We start from the raw sequence: 17552 nt of genomic DNA, 5'->3' as shown, positions 1-17552 counted from the left end.
CAGGCCCTTGGCCTTGGCGGTGCGGATGTAGTCTTCGCGCAGTACTTCGAGCATCGACGAACGGGTCATCCGCGCGATAACAGCCAGCGGGATGGTGCCGAGCACGATGGCCGGCAGGATCAGGTGGTGCAACGCGTCCCAGAATGCGTCTGGCTCGTCGGCCAGCAGGGTGTCGATCAGCATGAAGCCGGTGCGCGGCTCGATGTCGTAGAGCAGGTCGATCCGTCCGGAGACTGGCGTCCAGCCCAGGCTGACGGAAAAGAACATGATCAGGATCAGGCCCCACCAGAAGATCGGCATCGAATATCCCGCCAGGGAGATGCCCATCACCCCATGGTCGAACAGGGATCCTCGCTTCAAGGCCGCTATCACCCCGGCTAACAGCCCCAGGATGCCGGCGAACAACAGGGCGGCCATGGACAGTTCCAGGGTCGCAGGGAAAAGGGCGGTGAATTCAGTCCACACGCTGGTACGGGTGCGCAGGGATTCGCCGAGGTCGCCGTGGGCGAGCTTGCCGACATAATCCAGGTATTGCGCGTAGAGCGGTTTATTCAGACCAAGGCGTTCCATTGCCTGAGCGTGCATCTCGGGGTCGACTCGTCGTTCGCCCATCATGACTTCGACGGGGTCGCCAGGGATCATGCGAATCAACGCGAAGGTCAGCAAGGTGATGCCGAAAAACGTGGGGATCAATAACCCCAATCGGCGGGCAATAAAACTAAACATCTTGTTGTGTACCTCAATCAGCCGGTTAGGCAGGTTCGGCACCGTCAATGTCGACGGTGCCGAGCGTCTCTTATCTACTTCACCTGGGTGGTGGCGAAGTTATTTGTGGTCAGAGGGCTTTGGGTATAACCCTCGACGTTTTTACGCATGGCGGTGAACATTTTCGGGTAAGCCATGGGAATCCATGGTTGGTCCTTGTCGAAAACGTCCATTGCTTGTTCATAGAGTGCAGCGCGCTGGGTGGGTTCAGCGATGGCGCGCGCCTTGTCGATCAAGTCTTGAAACTCCTTGTTACACCAGCGGGCGTAGTTTTCGCCGTTTTTCGCTGCATCGCAACTCAAGTTCGGGGTGAGGAAGTTATCCGGGTCCCCGTTATCCCCCGCCCAGCCGGCGGAGACCATGTCATGTTCGCCATTCTTGGCGCGCTTGAGCATTTCGCCCCATTCCATGACCTTGATGTTCACTTTCAGGCCGATCTGCGCCAGATCCGCCTGCATGCGCTGGGCGCCGAGCATTGGGTTGGGGTTGGTCGGGCCGCCGCCGTTGCGGGTGAACAGGGTGAACTCGGTGCCTTCCGGTACGCCGGCTTCCTTGAGCAGGGCGCGGGCCTTGTCGAGGTCGCGGGGCGGGTTTTTCAGCTTGTCGCTGAAACCCAGCAGGGTTGGCGGGTACGGGCCGGTGGCGTCGACCGCGTTGCCTTTGCCGTACAGGGATTCGTTGTAGCCCTTCTTGTCGAACGCGATGTTGATCGCGTGACGCACCCGCGCGTCGCTCATGTACTTGTGGGTGGTGTTCATGGCGGTGTAGGCGGTGGTCATCGCCGCCAGTTCCGCCACCTTCAGGTTCGGGTCGGCCTTCATGCTCGGCACGTCATCCGGTTTCGGATACAGCGCGATCTGGCATTCGTTGGCCTTGAGCTTTTGCAGGCGCACGTTGTTGTCGGTGGTGATGGCCAGGATCAGCGGGTCAGCCGGCGGCTTGCCACGGAAGTAGTCCGGGTTGGCCTTGAAGCGCACTTGGGCGTCTTTGGCGTAGCGGGTGAAGATGAACGGGCCGGTGCCGATGGGCTTGGCGTTCAGGTCATCGGTCTTGCCGGACTTGAGCAACTGGTCGGCGTATTCGGCGGAGTGAATCGAGGAAAACGCCATGGCCAGGTCGGCCAGGAACGGTGCTTCAGGGCGGGTCAGGGTGAAGACCACGGTGTGGTCATCGGTCTTCTCTACGCTCTTGAGCAGCTCCTTGAAGCCCATGCTTTCAAAGTATGGGTAGCCCACGTTGGACTTTTTGTGCCACGGGTGATTCGGGTCCAGCTGGCGCTGGAAGCTCCAAAGCACGTCGTCGGCGTTCATGTTGCGCGTGGGTTTGAAGTAGTCGGTGGTGTGGAACTTGATGTCGTCACGCAGGTGAAAGGTGTAGGTCAGGCCATCGGCGCTGATCTCGGGCAGGTCTTTGGCCAGTGCCGGGATCACTTCGGTGGTGCCGGGCTTGAAGTCCACCAGGCGGTTGAAGATGGTTTCGGCCGCGGCGTCGGCGGTGACAGCCGTGGTGTACAGGACCGGATCGAAGCCTTCCGGGCTGGCTTCGGTGCAGACGACCAACGGTTTGGCCGAGATGCCGACAGCAACGCTCAACAGCGCAGCGGCAATGGCGGCTTGTAACGGGAGCATTTTCATCTAAGAGCCCTCTGCAATCGATTGGACCAGACAAGCGTAGGCGGCGGGCTCGTCCTGAGCCCGCCGCCGACCTGGCGCTGATTAAAGAATGTTGAACGGGATGGTGGTCACCAGGCGGAACTCACGCAGGTTGCCGTCAGCCTGGTTGGCGCTGGCACGGTGAGTCACGTAGGTACCACGAATGGTGGTGGCCTTGAGTGCGCCGCTCTGGATCGCGTAAGCCGCGCCTACACCGTATTCCTGGTGCTTCTCGCCGTCCTGGGCCTGAATGCCGTTGTAGGCAAAGCCAGCGCGGCCGCCGTCGCCGGTGTAGTGAGTACCGTCGATACCCCAGCCACGTGCCGAGTAGACGTTGAACTTCAGGCCCGGCACGCCGTATTCGGCCATGTTGATGCCGTAGGCGATCTGGAAGGACTTCTCGTTCGGACCGTTGAAGTCGGACGTCAGGGAGTTGGCCAGGTAGATGCCGTTGGTTTCGTGCAGGTAGTCGAAGTACTCGTCGCCGTTCACGGCCTGGTAGGAGAAGGTCAGGCTGTGAGCCTGGTGGGTCAGGCCGAACGACAGCGAGTAGGTATCGTTGTCGATCTTGCCCATCAACTTTTTGCCTTCGTCGACGGTCTTGTAGTAGTTCAGGCCCGTGGTCAGGGACAGGGTCTGGCTGTCACCCAGCTCGTGGGTAGCACCGAAGTAGTACTGGTTCCAGAAGTCTTCCACGTTAGCGGCGAACAGGCTGGTCTTCAGGCTCTTGAACGGCTGGTAGTTGACGCCCAGGGTGTTGACCTTGTCGGTTTCCTGGCGACCATTGCCGTATTCAGTACGGAATTTCGACAGGCTCTGCTCGGTCCGTGGCGAAACGCGGTCGAACACGCCGCCCTGGAAGGACAGGTTGCTGAACTCTTCGCTGTTGAAGCTCACACCTTCGAAGCTCGAAGGCAGCGCACGGTTACCGATGGTGTCGATGATGCCGCTGCTGAAGTTCTGGCGACCGGCGGTCAAGGTGGTGTTCGAGACACGGAACTTGACGTTGGCCAGGCCCAGTTTGCTCCACTGGTCTACAGCGTCGCCGTCGGAGTCGGCCAGGGTACGGTTGGAGCCGCCCTTGATGTCGCGCTTGCTGCGGTCCAGGACCAGAGCGTTGTAGACCGCCACTTCAGTGCTCACGCCAACGGTGCCTTGGGTGAAACCCGAGGTAGCGTTGAGGATGGTGCCTTGCACCCAGTTGGTACGGTAGTTGTCAGTACGGGCTTCGCCGTGCTTCTGGTAAGTGAACTTGCTGCCACGGAAGCGTTGTTCGTTGGAGAACCAGTTACGGGTTGTACCGCCCAGGCTTGCGCCATCGATAAAGCCTTTGGCCTCGCTTTGGGCGCTGGTGCCGGCCAGTGTGGTTGGAACGAAGTCCTGGCTTGCAGGATCAGCGTAGGCGTTAGCCGTGATGCTGCTGATGGCCAGGGCCAGTAGCGCGGTGCTGCTCAGTTTCATGGGTGAAGCTCCTTTGGTTCTCTTTTTAATGCCGGTCTTTTTAGGTGAACCGGCTATTGGGTGTGTAACTCGTTCAAGCCTTTGCAAACGTTTGCCCATGGGTAAAACCCGAAATAAGGCTGCACGTTTGCAGCAAGGCGAATGCTCGCCCTGCGCAATCCGGTTATCTTTTTATGGGTTGATGCTGACGCCCGAGAACACGTTGCGGCCGAAGGGGCTCACTTTGAAACCTTCGACTTTGGCGCTTAACGGCTGGTTGACCGTCGAGTGGGCGACTGGCGTGATCGGCACCTGCTGCTTGAGCAGTTGCTGCGCCTGTTTGTATAGAACAGTCCTTTGTTCGCGGTCGGTGACGACCTTGGCTTGCTTGATCAGCTTGTCGTACGCCGGGTCACACCACATGGAGTAGTTGTTCCCGCCGATGGCGTCGCAGCTGTAGAGGGTGCCCAGCCAGTTGTCCGGGTCACCGTTGTCGCCGGTCCAGCCGATCAGGCTGATGTCATGCTCGCCATTCTTGGTGCGCTTGATGTACTCGCCCCATTCATAGCTGACGATCTTGACCTTGAGGCCAATCTTTGCCCAATCGCTTTGCAGCATTTCGGCCATCAGCTTGGCGTTGGGGTTGTACGGCCGTTGTACCGGCATCGCCCACAGGGTGATCTCGGTACCTTCCTTCACGCCGGCAGCCTTGAGCAGTTCCTTGGCTTTTTCCGGGTTGTAGGCGGCGTCCTTGATGGTGTCGTCGTAAGACCACTGGGTCGGCGGCATGGCGTTGACCGCCAGTTGCCCCGCGCCCTGGTACACGGCGTTGAGGATGCTCTGCTTGTTCACCGCCATGTCCAGGGCCTGGCGCACTTCGAGCTGGTCGAAGGGCTTGTGCCGCACGTTATAGGCGATGTAGCCGAGGTTAAAGCCTGGCTTGGTCAGCAGTTGCAGCTTCGGGTCGGCCTTCAGGGCTTCGACGTCGGCCGGGCGCGGGTGCAGGGTGATCTGGCATTCGCCGGCCTTGAGCTTTTGCACCCGTACCGAGGCGTCGGTGTTGATCGCAAAAATCAGCTGGTCGAGCTTCACGCGGCTCGGGTCCCAGTACTGTTTGTTGCCGGTGTAGCGAATCTGCGAGTCTTTCTGGTAGCGCTGGAACACGAACGGCCCGGTGCCGATCGGCTTCTGGTTGATGTCGCTGGGCTTGCCGACCTTGAGCAAATGGTCGGCGTATTCAGCCGACAGGATCGAGGCGAAGCTCATGGCGATGTTCTGGATAAACGCGGCGTCGACCGTGTTCAGGGTCATCACCACGGTGTGCGGGTCGGTTTTCTCGACCTTGGCGATATTCTTGTTCAGGCTCATCCCGTTGAAGTACGGAAACTCGGTGGGGTAGGCCTTGCGGAACGGGTGTTCGGGGTCAAGCATGCGATTGAAGGTGAACAGCACGTCGTCGGCGTTGAAGTCGCGCGTCGGCTTGAAGTCCTTGTTGCCGTGGAATTTCACCCCTTCACGCAGGTGGAAGGTATAGGTCAGGCCGTCTTCGGAAATATCCCAACGGGTTGCCAGGCCCGGTACGACATTGGTCGCGCCTTTTTCAAACTCGGCCAAGCGGTTGTAGATAGGCTCGGCGGCGTCGTTATCGGTGGCCGTCGTGTATTGCGCGGTGTCGAAGCCCGCCGGGCTGCCTTCGGAGCAAAACACCAGGCTCTTTTTCTCGGCAGCCTGGCCCATCGAGGCCACAGCCAGCAGGCTGGTGCCAAATATCGCGGATAGAACGGTGGTATGGCGCATAACAATCCCGATCCTTGTTTGTTGTTTTCGTCAGTGAGCAATCGCAAGGTCATTCACGACCTTGCGACAACACTGATCCCACAACGGCAGTTGCCCTACAGAGACGATGCGTCTGCCGTACCACGACGTTATGGGTCGGGAGCCAGGCAGTAAATGCAACGAATCTGACAGACCTTGTAGGTAACGGAGCCGCGATTCGCAGTTAGCTGCCGTAGGACGGCAGCGTGTGCGGAGGTGGTCTGTTTCCTACGGTCTTGGCGGATGCAATAACGGCGACGTTATGAAACGTCGCCGCCAGAGATCCTTACTTGCCGCTTACGCTCACGCCGTAGAAGGAGTTCAAGCCAAATGGGCTGATCTTGAAGTCCTGCACGTTGTTGCGCATGGGTTGATACACCGTCGAGTGCGCGATAGGTGTCATCGGGACTGCATCTTTGAGGATATGTTGCGCCTGCTTGTACAGCTCGGTGCGTTTGGCTACGTCGGAAGTCGCCTTGGCTTCTTTCACGATGCCGTCGAATTTCTTGTCGCACCACTTGGAGAAGTTGTTGCCGGCCAGGGAATCGCAGCCGAACAGCACGTTCAGCCAGTTGTCCGGGTCACCATTGTCGCCGCTCCAGCCAATGATCATGGCTTGGTTCTCGCCGCCTTTGGAACGCTTGATGTACTCGCCCCACTCATAGCTGACGATGTTCACTTTCAGGCCGATCTGTTTCCAGTCGTTCTGCAGCATCTCGGCCATCAGCTTGGCGTTCGGGTTGTACGGACGCTGGACCGGCATCGCCCACAGGGTGATCTCGGTGCCTTCCTTGACGCCGGCTTCCTTGAGCAGAGCCTTGGCTTTGGTCACATCAAACGGCGCATCCTTGATGGTGGTGTCATAGGACCACTGGGTTGGCGGCATGGCGTTGACAGCCAGTTGGCCTGCGCCCTGGTACACCGAGTCGATGATCTGCTGCTTGTTCACCGACATGTCCAGGGCCTCACGCACGCGCAGGTCGGACAGCGGGTTAGGCGCGGTCTGGCCCTTGAGGACCGGCATTACGTTGTAGGCGATGTAGCCCAGGTTGAAACCGGCTTGGTGCGGCAGTTTCAGGTCCTTGTCTTCACCCAGCGCCTTGAGGTCGGCCGGACGTGGGAACAGGGTCACCTGGCATTCGTTTTTCTTCAGCTTCTGGATACGCACCGACGGGTCGGTAGTGATGGCGAAGATCAGGTTGTCGATCTTCACGTCTTCAGGTTTCCAGTAATCCTTGTTGCCGGTGTAACGGATGTTGGAGTCTTTCTGGTAGCTCTTGAACACGAACGGGCCAGTGCCGATTGGCTTCTGGTTGATGTCCTGTGCCTTGCCTTCCTTCAACAGCTGGGCGGCGTATTCAGCCGACTGGATGGAGGCGAAGCTCATTGCCAGGTTCTGGATGAAGGCGGCGTCCACGGTGCCAAGGGTGAACTTGACGGTGTGGTCATCGACTTTCTCAATGTTCTTGATGTTGGTGTCCATACCCATGTCCGTGAAGTACGGGAACTCGGTCGGGTAGGCTTTACGGAACGGATCGTCTTTATTGATCATCCGGTTGAAGGTGAACAGTACGTCGTCAGCCGTGAATTCACGAGTTGGCTTGAAGTACGGGGTGGTGTGGAACTTGACGCCTTCACGCAGGTGGAAGGTGTACGTCAGGCCATCCGGGGAAACGTCCCAGGTCGTGGCGAGCCCAGGAACAACAGCGGTGCCGCCGCGCTCGAACTGGGTCAGACGGTTGAACATGGTTTCGGCCGAAGCATCGAAGTCTGTTCCGGTGGTGTACTGGCCTGGATCAAAACCGGCCGGGCTCCCTTCGGAGCAGAACACCAGGTTGCTCGCCGCTTGGGCGAAAGGTGCAGCAGCCATTAAACCGGCGCTGACTAATAACGGAATGACTGCGTGTTTAAGCATGTTGGCCTCATGATTTGTTGTCATTTTTGGTAGTGAGGGCGACCTCGTGAGTCGACCTGCGGATACTTATGCAGGGCCCATACCCAATGCAAGATGTTGAGAGCCTACAACGGCTAAACAGTGGTACGAACGTACACGAATGTCGCATATGTGTAAGTTCAGACACATTTACGCACTTTTGAGGGTTTTTTTCGGTGCGAGGGCTGCACCAGGAATGCCCAACCGAGGCGTCTGGCGCACTCGGTTGGGGCGCGGCTGTTACTTATTCAGACTGACGCCGTAGAAGGGAGTGAGTCCAAAAGGACTGATCTTGAAGTCCTGCACTTCCTTTCGCAGGGGCTGGAAAACCGTCGAGTTTGCGATAGGCGTTATAGGTACTTGTTCCTTAAGGATTTTTTGTGCCTGTTGATACCACTTGATGCGCCGCTCGCGGTCGCTGCTGACCTTGGCCTGCTGTACCAGTTTGTCGTAGGCCGGGTTACACCATTTTGCATAGTTGCTGCCCTTCACCGCGGCACAACTGTAGAGCACGCCCAGCCAGTTATCCGGGTCGCCGTTGTCGCCGGTCCAGCCGTAGATCATCACGTCGTGCTCGCCGGCTTTGGCGCGTTTGATGTACTCGCCCCACTCATAGCTGACGATATTGGCCTTGATGCCAATCTTTTCCCAATCCTGCTGGATCATCTGCGCCGACATCCGGGCATTGGGATTCGACGCGCGTTGTACGGTCATCGCCCACAGGTTGAGGGTGGTACCTGGTGCAACCCCTGCTTCTTTTAGTAGCGCCCGCGCCTTGGCCGGATCGTAGGGCGCGTCCTTGATTGTCGGGTCATAAGACCACTGGGCCGGAGGCAGGGCGTTCTGCGCCAATTGTCCGGCGCTCTGGTACACCGCCTTGATAATTGCCGGCTTGTCGATGGCCATGTCCAGCGCCTGGCGCACCTTGAGCTGGTCCAGGGGCGGGTGGGTCACGTTGTAGGCGAGAAAGCCCAGGTTGAAGCCGGCTTGCTGAAGAACCCGCAGGTTGGGGTCTTGCTTCATCACTTCGATGTCGGAAGGGCGCGGGTAACCGCTGACCTGGCACTCGCCGGCCTTGAGCTTTTGCAGGCGCACGGCGGCGTCCGGGGTGATCGAGAACACCAGGTTGTCGAGCTTCACATCTTCGGGCTTCCAATACTGTTTATTGGCGCTGTAGCGAATCTGCGAATCCTTCTGGTAACGCTTGAACACAAATGGCCCGGTGCCCACCGGTTTCTGATTGATGTCCGCGGCCTTGCCTTCCTTGAGCAACTGCGCGGCATATTCGGCGGACTGCACCGAGGCGAAGCTCATGGCCAGGTTCTGCACGAAGGAGGCGTCAACGTTGTTCAGGTTGAAGCGCACGGTGTGCTCGTCGAGTTTTTCGACGCTCTTGATCGTGGTGTTCAAGCCCATGTCGGTGAAGTAGGGCGACTCCGATGGATAGGCCTTGCGGAACGGGGTCTCGGGATCCAGCAGGCGCTGGAAGGTGAAGAGCACGTCGTCGGCGTTGAAATCACGGGTCGGGGTGAAATAGTCGGTGGTGTGGAACTTGACGCCATCGCGCAGGTGGAAGGTATACATCAGGCCGTCTTTGGACACGTCCCAATTGGTTGCCAGGCCGGGTTCGACTTCAGTGCCGCCACGCTTGAACTGGGTCAGGCGGTTGAACACGGTTTCGGCGGAGGCATCGAAATCGGTGCCGCTGGTGTACTGGCTGGGGTCGAAGCCGGCAGGGCTGGCTTCGGAGCAGTAGACCAGGGTGCTGGCTGCCTGGGCCATGGGCATGAATGCCAGCAGGCCGGCAGCAAGGAGCAGCGGTTTTAAGGTGATTCTTTCCATGGAGACCCCTGAAGTGGCAGGCAAATAGTGCCCGAACGAAAACGGCAGTCACCGAGGTTACCGCCGTTCTTGTCACTCAGGTAGAGATAAGCATGCGAGGCCCCAGTGTCTCCGGGATTCGGCTATTCCAGGTCGCTACGATTTGGCCGGAAAGTGTTCGGGTTTATAAGTGAACGCCCACCACTTGAACGGATTCCAGTACGGGTTGTTCTTTGACGGCTTGAATTTCTTGATTCGCGCCATTTCTTCGCTGACATACTGTTCAGCCTGAGCTCTTACTGCGGTACGGACGTTGTCGGTGATCGGGATTTTTTGTGCGGATAAGTTCTCCAGGTAGAGGTGTTCTACTTTATCAATGGCTGCTTTTACTTGTTCCGGGGACAGGTTGGCGGTCAAGGTACCGCTATAACCTTTGACAGGGCGGCCAATCAACTTTTGGAATTGAGCGGCAAACGAAGCATCCCCACCGGTTGCGGAGTCACATGACAGCAGGCGCACGTTGTCGAACTCTTCCGGATGGATCCCTTTGCTGTGAAGCGTATCCAGCAATTCTTCCGGACTATTGAGCTTTCCATCATAAGAAACTTTTGCGACCCCGGTAGTCTCATCGACTTTACCGTGTACCAGTATGTTCAATCGCTGGGCCGAACCTTGTTTGTTCACATCCACGAACGTGTAAAGTTTATCGTTGATAGTGTTCAGGCTATCTATTTCTCCACTGAGAATACTGGTTTTTTCAGCAGTAGAAAAAAGGGCTTCGCCGACCGGCAGATTTTTAACCGTTTTCAGGGGCGGCAGTTCGACGCCGTCTACGTTGATAGATGCCGGGGGGGCCTCTGGTCCACTCGACTCAATTTCATTTAAAGACGGGTCCGGATGACTATCGCCGGATACTTTCGAAACGCGTGTCAGCTCAAATTCGCTCTTCTGCGAATTATAGTTCCAGCGGTAGTCTTCAGTAACGGTGGAGTTGAACGTAATCGGAGTTTCACCCAGGCTCGCCTCGACCAAACCGGGTGCAACTTCGTGTGCCAGCATCAGGCTTGAGATGACGGCCGCAGCAGTTCCCCCTGTGCGCTCGCCTGCGGTCTTGCCATAGAGGCTGTCATGCACGCCAAACACGATATTGCCTATATTGCCAACAATGGGCAGATTACCAAAGGTTTTGCCCCAGGTGTCTTTCACCGACTTCCAGGCTTGCTGCGAGGCACCAAACACATCCGTCTGGTCGGCCCACACCGCATTGTTGGCGTTCTGCTCCTGATAGTGGGGGGCGATACCTTTGTTCAGATCGCCAAATTGCAGCCCATAACCTGCTTTTCGCGATTCGGTGTAGTTGAATAGCTCTCGTACCGGCACGGATTTATCTTTGTACCAGTGTTCGTACCCCGGATATCGCGACCGATTATCCTGGATGAGGCTGTCGAGCACCGCCCCGGCCGGTGGCCAGTGGGCATTGTGTCCCCCTTGCATATCACCGGTATTGAAACGGCGCATCAATTCATCACGATTGTCTTTGGCCCAGTTCGCAAATTCTTCATCGCCTTTTATCTCGCGGACAGCGCCGTTCTTCAAGTCGATCATGACTCCCTGATTGGGGCGATTGGCGGGATTGCCATCGTAAGGCGTGTAGGGGATAAAGGCATACCCGCTCATGGGGTAGCCGTAAATATTGGGGATAATCACTTGCCCATTCTTGTCCAGCGTGCGATTCACCGCTTCCTGGCCGGCAGGGCTTAACCTTGCGAAATTTTCCGTGTCACTACGAAGGCTCAGCAACGTGCCCCGTGTTACATAGGCGTCTGCTTTTCCCGATCGCTCTGCTATTGTTCCGGAGCCCTCGCGCATCGGCGCGGCTATGTCTTTCTCCCAGCGAGCTTGAAGTTGTCGGCCGAACGCTTCCAAATCATTGATTTTTGTCCGGTCTTTTTTTTCTATTTCCATTTCAGGAAAATTTAAAACCCCACCACGTGCGGGTCTGTCGTGCGCTAGAGCACCCGCTGCAATTTCCCATGCGAAATAAGTGTGTGTCTGGGTATCAGAGAGATTTTGTGCTGTGCCCATACCGACATAGGTATTGAACGTTACCGTGAACTTTTCATGCGGGTCGAACCCGGCTGCCAATAAACCCCCACTGAAGTATCCTGCGGGGTCCATGAACAGGCGCACGTTCTGGAACTTGACGTTTCGTTCGCCTTCAGTGCCACTTTCTATATTTTCGATCTGCGTCTTTACACGATTGGCATAGGCATCGATATGAGCCTCTCGCTCATTGTAGATATACCCATCGCCTGGCGCGTGAACAAAGTCGGGTCCGTAAATGGTTGCCTTGTAGATATCAGACTCGTTCCTGGCGGCAGTGCCAACGTTGTCCGTTTCATAAATATCGGTACTCTTCAATGGCGTTGGCGGTATCCGTTCCAGCGCCTCGGTACGTTGTTCTTGAGTCGTACCGGGTAGCGGTGTTTTTGGGTAATGGACAATGTTAAGTTGAACTGAGCTTGTCATTTCAGATTACCTGGCTGGATGTTGATTGCACGCATCTGCGCCGCCATAAACTGTGGATGAGGAGTACGGTGATCTACGCCATGAGTGGTGCAGCGTCCAGGCGTGTTCCGTTCGTTGAGGGTGAGGATGTAGTTGTCCATTGCACGGGTTATAAGTTGAAAAGATTTATCACCAACGCACTTCAATGTGTCCGGACCAGCAGACGCCCGGCGATTAAGCATTTTCTGAAGCTGGTAACCGGTTATTACCGCTGAAACTTCTTGAATTAAGTGCCAGGCAAAAAAATGCTGCCCGAAGGCAGCGGCATTGCAGTCCTGCTCCTTGAAATGGCAGGTGAACGCTACGCGAACGAGAACGGCGGTCACCGGAGTTACCGCCGTTCAGGGGGATCAGGCAGGGCAGGGAGTCAGGTGCGGTGCCTGTTAACCTGCAATCGGTTCCTGTGGGTTTTGAAGATCGGCTAAAACTGAAAATCGAAGGGTGGTCGGGGCATGTTTGTCGATAATGTAGGGATTGTTGTCCTCCCCAATTTCATTGGTCTCTCTTATGGTAAAGGTTCGCTGGGTCGTGATCTCTGCGCCGGGAACGGCGGCGATATCCTTATCCGGGTTCGAGATGGGGTTTTTAGAAATAACGGTGACCTTCGCGGTGGCATTGCCTGGGTCGTAGTCGATAGTGAACTGAGTCGTGCCTCCGCTGAGGAAATACCCCTTTTGTAACCCGGACTCCGGGTTGTTCATGTAAAGGGTAGTGGGTGCCATTGAGCCTTGGTGCGCCACTTCGGAAATGCGTGCGCGCATCATCGGGTCGGGAACAATCTCCTCGAATTGCCGCAGCATTTGCGCTTTAAGTCCCTCCTCGGTTGCCGCATCACCACTGAGTACCCTGTTGAGCTCAGGGCTTTGTTTATTGGTAACCGAGTATTCGAGGCGATGTATGTCTTTTACAAAACTATCGGAGTAATCGCTTTCGCCCAGCGGCGTGGGCCTGGCTTTTTCGCTGTTCAGAACGCTGAAGTTATCCTCTTCCAGTGACCAGGTTACCTGGAATCTTTTTTCGGTGACCACACCGTCCACTTGCCGGGTGTTTTGAAAGGAGGTGTCATATTTGACGTTGTTATCAAATATCAAATATTGATCAATCGTTTCGGCTCCGCTGGTTTCCAGGCCTGGTACCTCGAATTTTTTCGCAATGGGTGAAGCAGGAGGCGTGTGGTCGAAGGAGGACGACGAAGACGAAGAAGGAGAAGGAGAAGGTTGGTCGATGGAGGACGACGAAGACGAATTTCGGCTCCATGGCCATCCGCCCTGGCCACTCGCCCGGATCCATTCACCACTGTCGGTAAGGTTCACCGTCATCACCGGCTTGCGGGTGAGGGGGTCAATGATCTGTACGTAGTTGTCACTGAGTTTGAAGTCCGACTTGATCTCGTACACCTTGCTGATGCCTGTGTCGTCGGTATGCCGGATTAGCCACTGGTCGACCCCGTTACCGTCCTTGACCTGATAAATACCCTTGCTGTTGGGGGGGCTATTGGCAATCAGTTGATCACCGTCCGCTACGGCATGGCCACTGATGTTGCCCGCCTGGGAAGGCTGTAGTCGGTCAGGCAAGTCACGACCCAGGCTATTGGGTGTGCCGCCCTGGCCGGGCAGCCGTGTCACGTTTTCGCCGGGTGCTGCAAACGGATCTTCGACCTTCCCGCCCGCACCCACCGAAAACAAGGTGTTGAGCGCACCATCGAAGGTTTTCCAGGCGCCATCGCTGCGTTCTGCCGGGGTGTCGCCCGATGCGGCTTTTTCCGCGCCTAGCGCCAGTTCCGTGACGCCCAAGGCCCCGATGGTGGCGGCAGCGGCCGCTCCGCCAGGCGCCATGGGGGCGAATATCTTCAGGGCAGTGGAGACGTCATTCAGCCAGGTATCCCGGGTCACTTCGCTGTTGGATTTGATCGAGATGTCCGCATCGCTGGTCATCCGCGCCTTGGCCTGGTCGCGCATCTGACTGAAGACGTCACCCTCGATGTGCACGGGGTTGCGATCAATGGTCTCGCCCTCCATCTTCGACCAATCGCCGTTGGCCAAATGCGCCAATGAGGTGTCGACCCCGGATTTGCCCAGTGGGCCGCCGTCCTGGCGGTCGAGCTTGGAGAAGTGCGACGCCAGGGCCTCGCGCTTTTTCGGGTCCTTGGCCTGCTCGACCACCCACTCATCCATTTTGTCCAGGGAGGCGAACCTCAGGAATGCTGGCGTGGCACCGGGAATGTAGAGAATCTGCAGGCCGTCGCGCCGATTGTTCTGGTAGTTGTCCTGGCCGTCATCAAGGACGGCGAACCGGATGATGTCGCTGGAACCCCAACCGTTGATATCGAAAGGGTAGGCGCGCAACTGGTCTTTGGCCGGTGCTTCAGCCTTCAGTTGGTCGACGGTCAGTGGCGCGTTTTCGGCCTGGGGAAGGTTGGACGCTGCCTTCATGACCAGGCGATAGTCATCCCGGGTGAACTGGTGTTCGGCCGGCATCAGTTTCTTTTCGGCGGGGGCCTTTGCCTCATAGGCGCTCAGTTGCTGGCGTGCCTGTTGGACGAATTGTCCCTTGAGGGTGGTGCGATAGGCATCCCCGTGGGTGTTCCAGAAGTTATTTATTTTGCTGGTCATGCGGCCCTGGAAGTCGGTTTTCCAGCTTTCGTGCATCAGCGTCGAAGGAGCAAGGGGGAACTGGTTGTGGGCACCATAGCCGCCCTTGGCACTTTCTCCGGGGCCCGCCGTATAGATGCCGGCTTCAGCGTCAATTTGGCCGGGGTTCCAGTCATGTTCGGAAAAGTTATCCAGCAATGCGTCCGGCAGGCGTTTGGAATAGAACGGTTCCTCATTCATGTGCATCGCGCCCGTCGCGGTACCGGGCGAGGCGCTCTGGCCATGGCGGAAGCGATTCAGATACAGGCTGTCGGGGTCGACGTTGGTTTGCCCGGTCGCTTTTTCGATCAGCTCCTTCGCCCACTGTTTGGCTTCGTTGTGCACACTGGGGAAGTCGTTCGCCACGCCGTTTGCCAGGTTTGAATAGGCCAGTTTCTGCGGTGCAACGCTATTGAATGCTTCGGTATTGGCCTTCTGGGCTTCCAGCGCCTCGGCCGAGCGCAGATGGGCGGGCCGCAGGCGGTCATCGGCGGCTATGGTGCCGAATGATTGGTTGCGTTCCAGTTGCCTTAGCTGCGTTCTGCCTTCCGCGAGGTTGGTAGGGAGCGGTATCCCATAGAAGTTCGCGACCACTTTCGCACTGACCTCCACCGTATTCTCGCCTGAGCGTATGCGTAATGCCTGGCCGGGGCCGGGGGCGATAACCTGGGCGGACGCCACAAGAGGCCCGCAAACCTGTGCCCAGCCTGAACCGTCGGTCAGCGTAAAGTCTTTCATCACGCCGTTGACCTTGGCGGACATGGCGCCGGTTGAGGGTATGACCGACAGGGTGGACGGGTCTATGTTCTGCTCGCGCATCCAGCCCTGAATAATCGGGTGTTCCAACTGCGAACGATGCAGCTCAAGCCATTGGCCCAGCACCGTCTGGGTAGGGACGTTGACCAGGCCGGGCTGGTGGCCTTCGACCCTGCGCTGTATCGCCCCGCTGTAGGCCTCGACCAGGGCCGGGTCTCCCGGCGCCGGCGCTTCAACTTGCCGCGGTTGCGCGGGGCTAGAAGTGGGGGTGTCGTTAGCGCCGGGTTGTGGATTGGGCTGCGCCGTCATTGAAGCTGCCGGCTGCTGGGAAAGGGTATTTGTGCTCAGCAGGGAAGGGGACAAATGAATGGACATGGATGCGGTACTCGATAGTGGTTTGGACACATACCCGCAGAGCAATCCCTGTCAACGTGTGGGGTATACATGAGTGTCGAAAACCGGAGTACCGATTCCGAAGTGAATTCAGAAGTGCGTTTCAGGATTTGTTGTCATCTGCCTGCAACGCGGCGACGCCCTGAGGTTTCGCCGCGGTGGGCGAAGCGCCTTTGCCGCGGCAAAAAAAAACGCTGCCCGTGGGCAGCGTCATTGCAACTGGGGTACCGCTCGATCAAGGCATCTGGACTTCGATCACGCCATCTGCGGTCATGTTGACCTGGCTGGTGCCGGCTTCGACTTCCGGCGTCGGTGCCGAATCCATCACTGCGGCTTTCATCATCATCCCGCCACGTGCATACGGCTGTGGATAACCGTTGGTGTTGAAGTTCAGGTTGACGATCTTGTAGCCCTTGCCGCCCAGCGCATCGGTGGCCAGTTGGGCACGGGCCTTGAATGCGGTGACCGCTTCTTTAAGCAGGGCATCTTCGCTGGCCTTGCGGGTCGGGTTGGCGATGGCGAAGTCCATGCTGTCCATTTTCAGGTTGGTCAGCATGTCGCCGGTGAGCTTGGACAGGGCGGCGAAGTCGGCACTTTCCATGCGCAGCTCAGCGCGTTCACGCCAGCCGGTGATTTTCTGGTTCTTGTTGTCGTAGATCGGGTAGCTGTTGCGGCTACCCTGGCGCAGGGTCACGCCTTTGACTTCGCGGGCCTGGGCCAGCGCCTTGTTCATGGTGGTGGTGATTTCGGCGGCAAGCTTGGCCGGGTCGGTGTTCTGCGACTCGGTGTACAGGGTGACGATCATCTGGTCGCGCGCCACTTCCTGGCTGACTTCGGCACGCAGGGAAATCTGGTTGTAATGCAGTTCGTCAGCGGCCATGGCCGGCAGGCTGGCGAGGGTAGCGGCGCCGAGGGTGAGGGTGGCTGCACTGCGAATGAAACGAGACATGTAAGCTCCTTGAGATGTTCGTGTTCGGTAAGACTGTAGACGCAAGGTTTCAGTTCTTCGGGTTTACACATTCGCTACAAGTTGGCGGATGCCGACGAACGGTCATGATCCTGACCCCTGCGTCAAAGAGCCACACACGCCGTGCCAGCGCTGTCGCTTCGTTTATACTCCGTGCGATCCGCCTGCAGCGCTCATCGGGAGAGCTCATGCTCGCCGCCGTAAAACTGACTTCCGCCACCCGCCAGAACCTTTGGCGCCTGACGTTCATCCGCACCCTGGTGCTGGCCGCACAGGCCGGTTCGGTGGGGCTCGCCTATTGGTTCAAACTGCTGCCGCTGCCCTGGTTGCAGTTGGCCGTGACCCTCGGCTTCTCCACGGTGCTGTGTGTATTTACCGTCATCCGGCTGCGCACCACGTGGCCTGTGACCGAGCTGGAATACGCCCTGCAACTGGCCTGCGACCTGTTTATCCACAGCGTGTTGCTGTACTTCTCCGGCGGCTCCACCAACCCGTTCGTGTCCTATTACCTGGTGCCACTGACCATCGCGGCGGTGACCTTGCCGTGGCGTTATTCGGTGGTGCTGTCGGGTATTGCCCTGACCCTGTACACCCTGCTGCTGGCACAGTTCTACCCGTTGCAGACCTTCCCCATCGCCCGGGAAAACCTGCAGATCTACGGCATGTGGCTGAGCTTTGCCCTGTCGGCGGCGGTCATCACCTTTTTTGCCGCACGAATGGCGGAAGAGCTGCGCCGCCAGGAAGAACTGCGCGCCATTCGCCGTGAAGAAGGCCTGCGTGACCAGCAGCTGCTGGCCGTTGCCACCCAGGCC

10 protein-coding genes and 1 pseudogene are annotated in these 17552 nt (G+C 57.7%); 1 reads left to right on the top strand and 10 read right to left on the bottom strand.

From position 1 onward, the window contains the following. The 10 genes from HX846_RS15495 to HX846_RS15450 form a co-directional block, all read right to left on the bottom strand. The coding region (locus HX846_RS15495) for an ABC transporter permease subunit (protein ID WP_178965663.1) at positions 1-726 on the bottom strand (726 nt) is incomplete at its 3' end. Between the two features lie 74 nt (positions 727-800). Next, positions 801-2399 carry an ABC transporter substrate-binding protein gene (locus HX846_RS15490; protein ID WP_003215993.1) on the bottom strand — a complete coding sequence of 533 codons (1599 nt, stop codon included), beginning with the start codon at positions 2397-2399 and terminating at the stop codon, positions 801-803. Positions 2400-2480: 81 nt separating this feature from the next. Then, on the bottom strand, positions 2481-3878 hold the full coding sequence (locus HX846_RS15485) for an OprD family porin (RefSeq protein ID WP_003215995.1): 1398 nt from the start codon (positions 3876-3878) through the stop codon (positions 2481-2483). Between the two features lie 171 nt (positions 3879-4049). Continuing rightward, entirely contained in the window at positions 4050-5594 is a 1545-nt protein-coding gene (locus HX846_RS15480) for an ABC transporter substrate-binding protein (protein ID WP_371132335.1), read from the bottom strand. Positions 5595-5958: 364 nt separating this feature from the next. Continuing rightward, the gene (locus HX846_RS15475) at positions 5959-7587 is read right to left on the bottom strand and encodes an ABC transporter substrate-binding protein (RefSeq protein ID WP_003216000.1); all 1629 of its coding nucleotides are present in this window, start codon (positions 7585-7587) and stop codon (positions 5959-5961) included. A 258-nt stretch (positions 7588-7845) separates the two neighbouring features. After that, positions 7846-9447: an ABC transporter substrate-binding protein gene (locus HX846_RS15470; RefSeq protein WP_178965662.1), complete on the bottom strand. Its 1602-nt coding sequence runs from the start codon at positions 9445-9447 to the stop codon at positions 7846-7848. A 135-nt stretch (positions 9448-9582) separates the two neighbouring features. Next, on the bottom strand, positions 9583-11955 hold the full coding sequence (locus HX846_RS15465; RefSeq protein ID WP_218645432.1) for a hypothetical protein: 2373 nt from the start codon (positions 11953-11955) through the stop codon (positions 9583-9585). Next, positions 11952-12320, bottom strand: coding sequence for a hypothetical protein (locus HX846_RS15460; RefSeq protein ID WP_158660305.1), 369 nt, complete (start codon positions 12318-12320; stop codon positions 11952-11954). The genes HX846_RS15465 and HX846_RS15460 overlap by 4 nt, the downstream gene beginning before the upstream one ends. Before the next feature lie 57 nt (positions 12321-12377). Further along, complete coding sequence (locus HX846_RS15455; protein WP_178965661.1) at positions 12378-15755, bottom strand: dermonecrotic toxin domain-containing protein; 3378 nt, start codon at positions 15753-15755, stop codon at positions 12378-12380. 253 nt (positions 15756-16008) lie between these two features. After that, a complete protein-coding gene (locus HX846_RS15450) occupies positions 16009-16722 on the bottom strand; it encodes an SIMPL domain-containing protein (RefSeq protein ID WP_178965660.1) in 714 nt (237 codons plus the stop codon). Positions 16723-16928: 206 nt separating this feature from the next. Here HX846_RS15450 and HX846_RS15445 point away from each other — a divergent pair. Further along, positions 16929-17552 (top strand): annotated as a pseudogene (locus HX846_RS15445) (sensor histidine kinase); the annotation flags it as partial.

Origin of the sequence: Pseudomonas sp. K5002, assembly GCF_013386655.1 — a bacterium.
Classification (GTDB): domain Bacteria; phylum Pseudomonadota; class Gammaproteobacteria; order Pseudomonadales; family Pseudomonadaceae; genus Aquipseudomonas.
The sequence above is the reverse complement of the archived record's forward strand: the minus strand, read 5'-3'. Positions and strand labels throughout refer to the sequence as shown.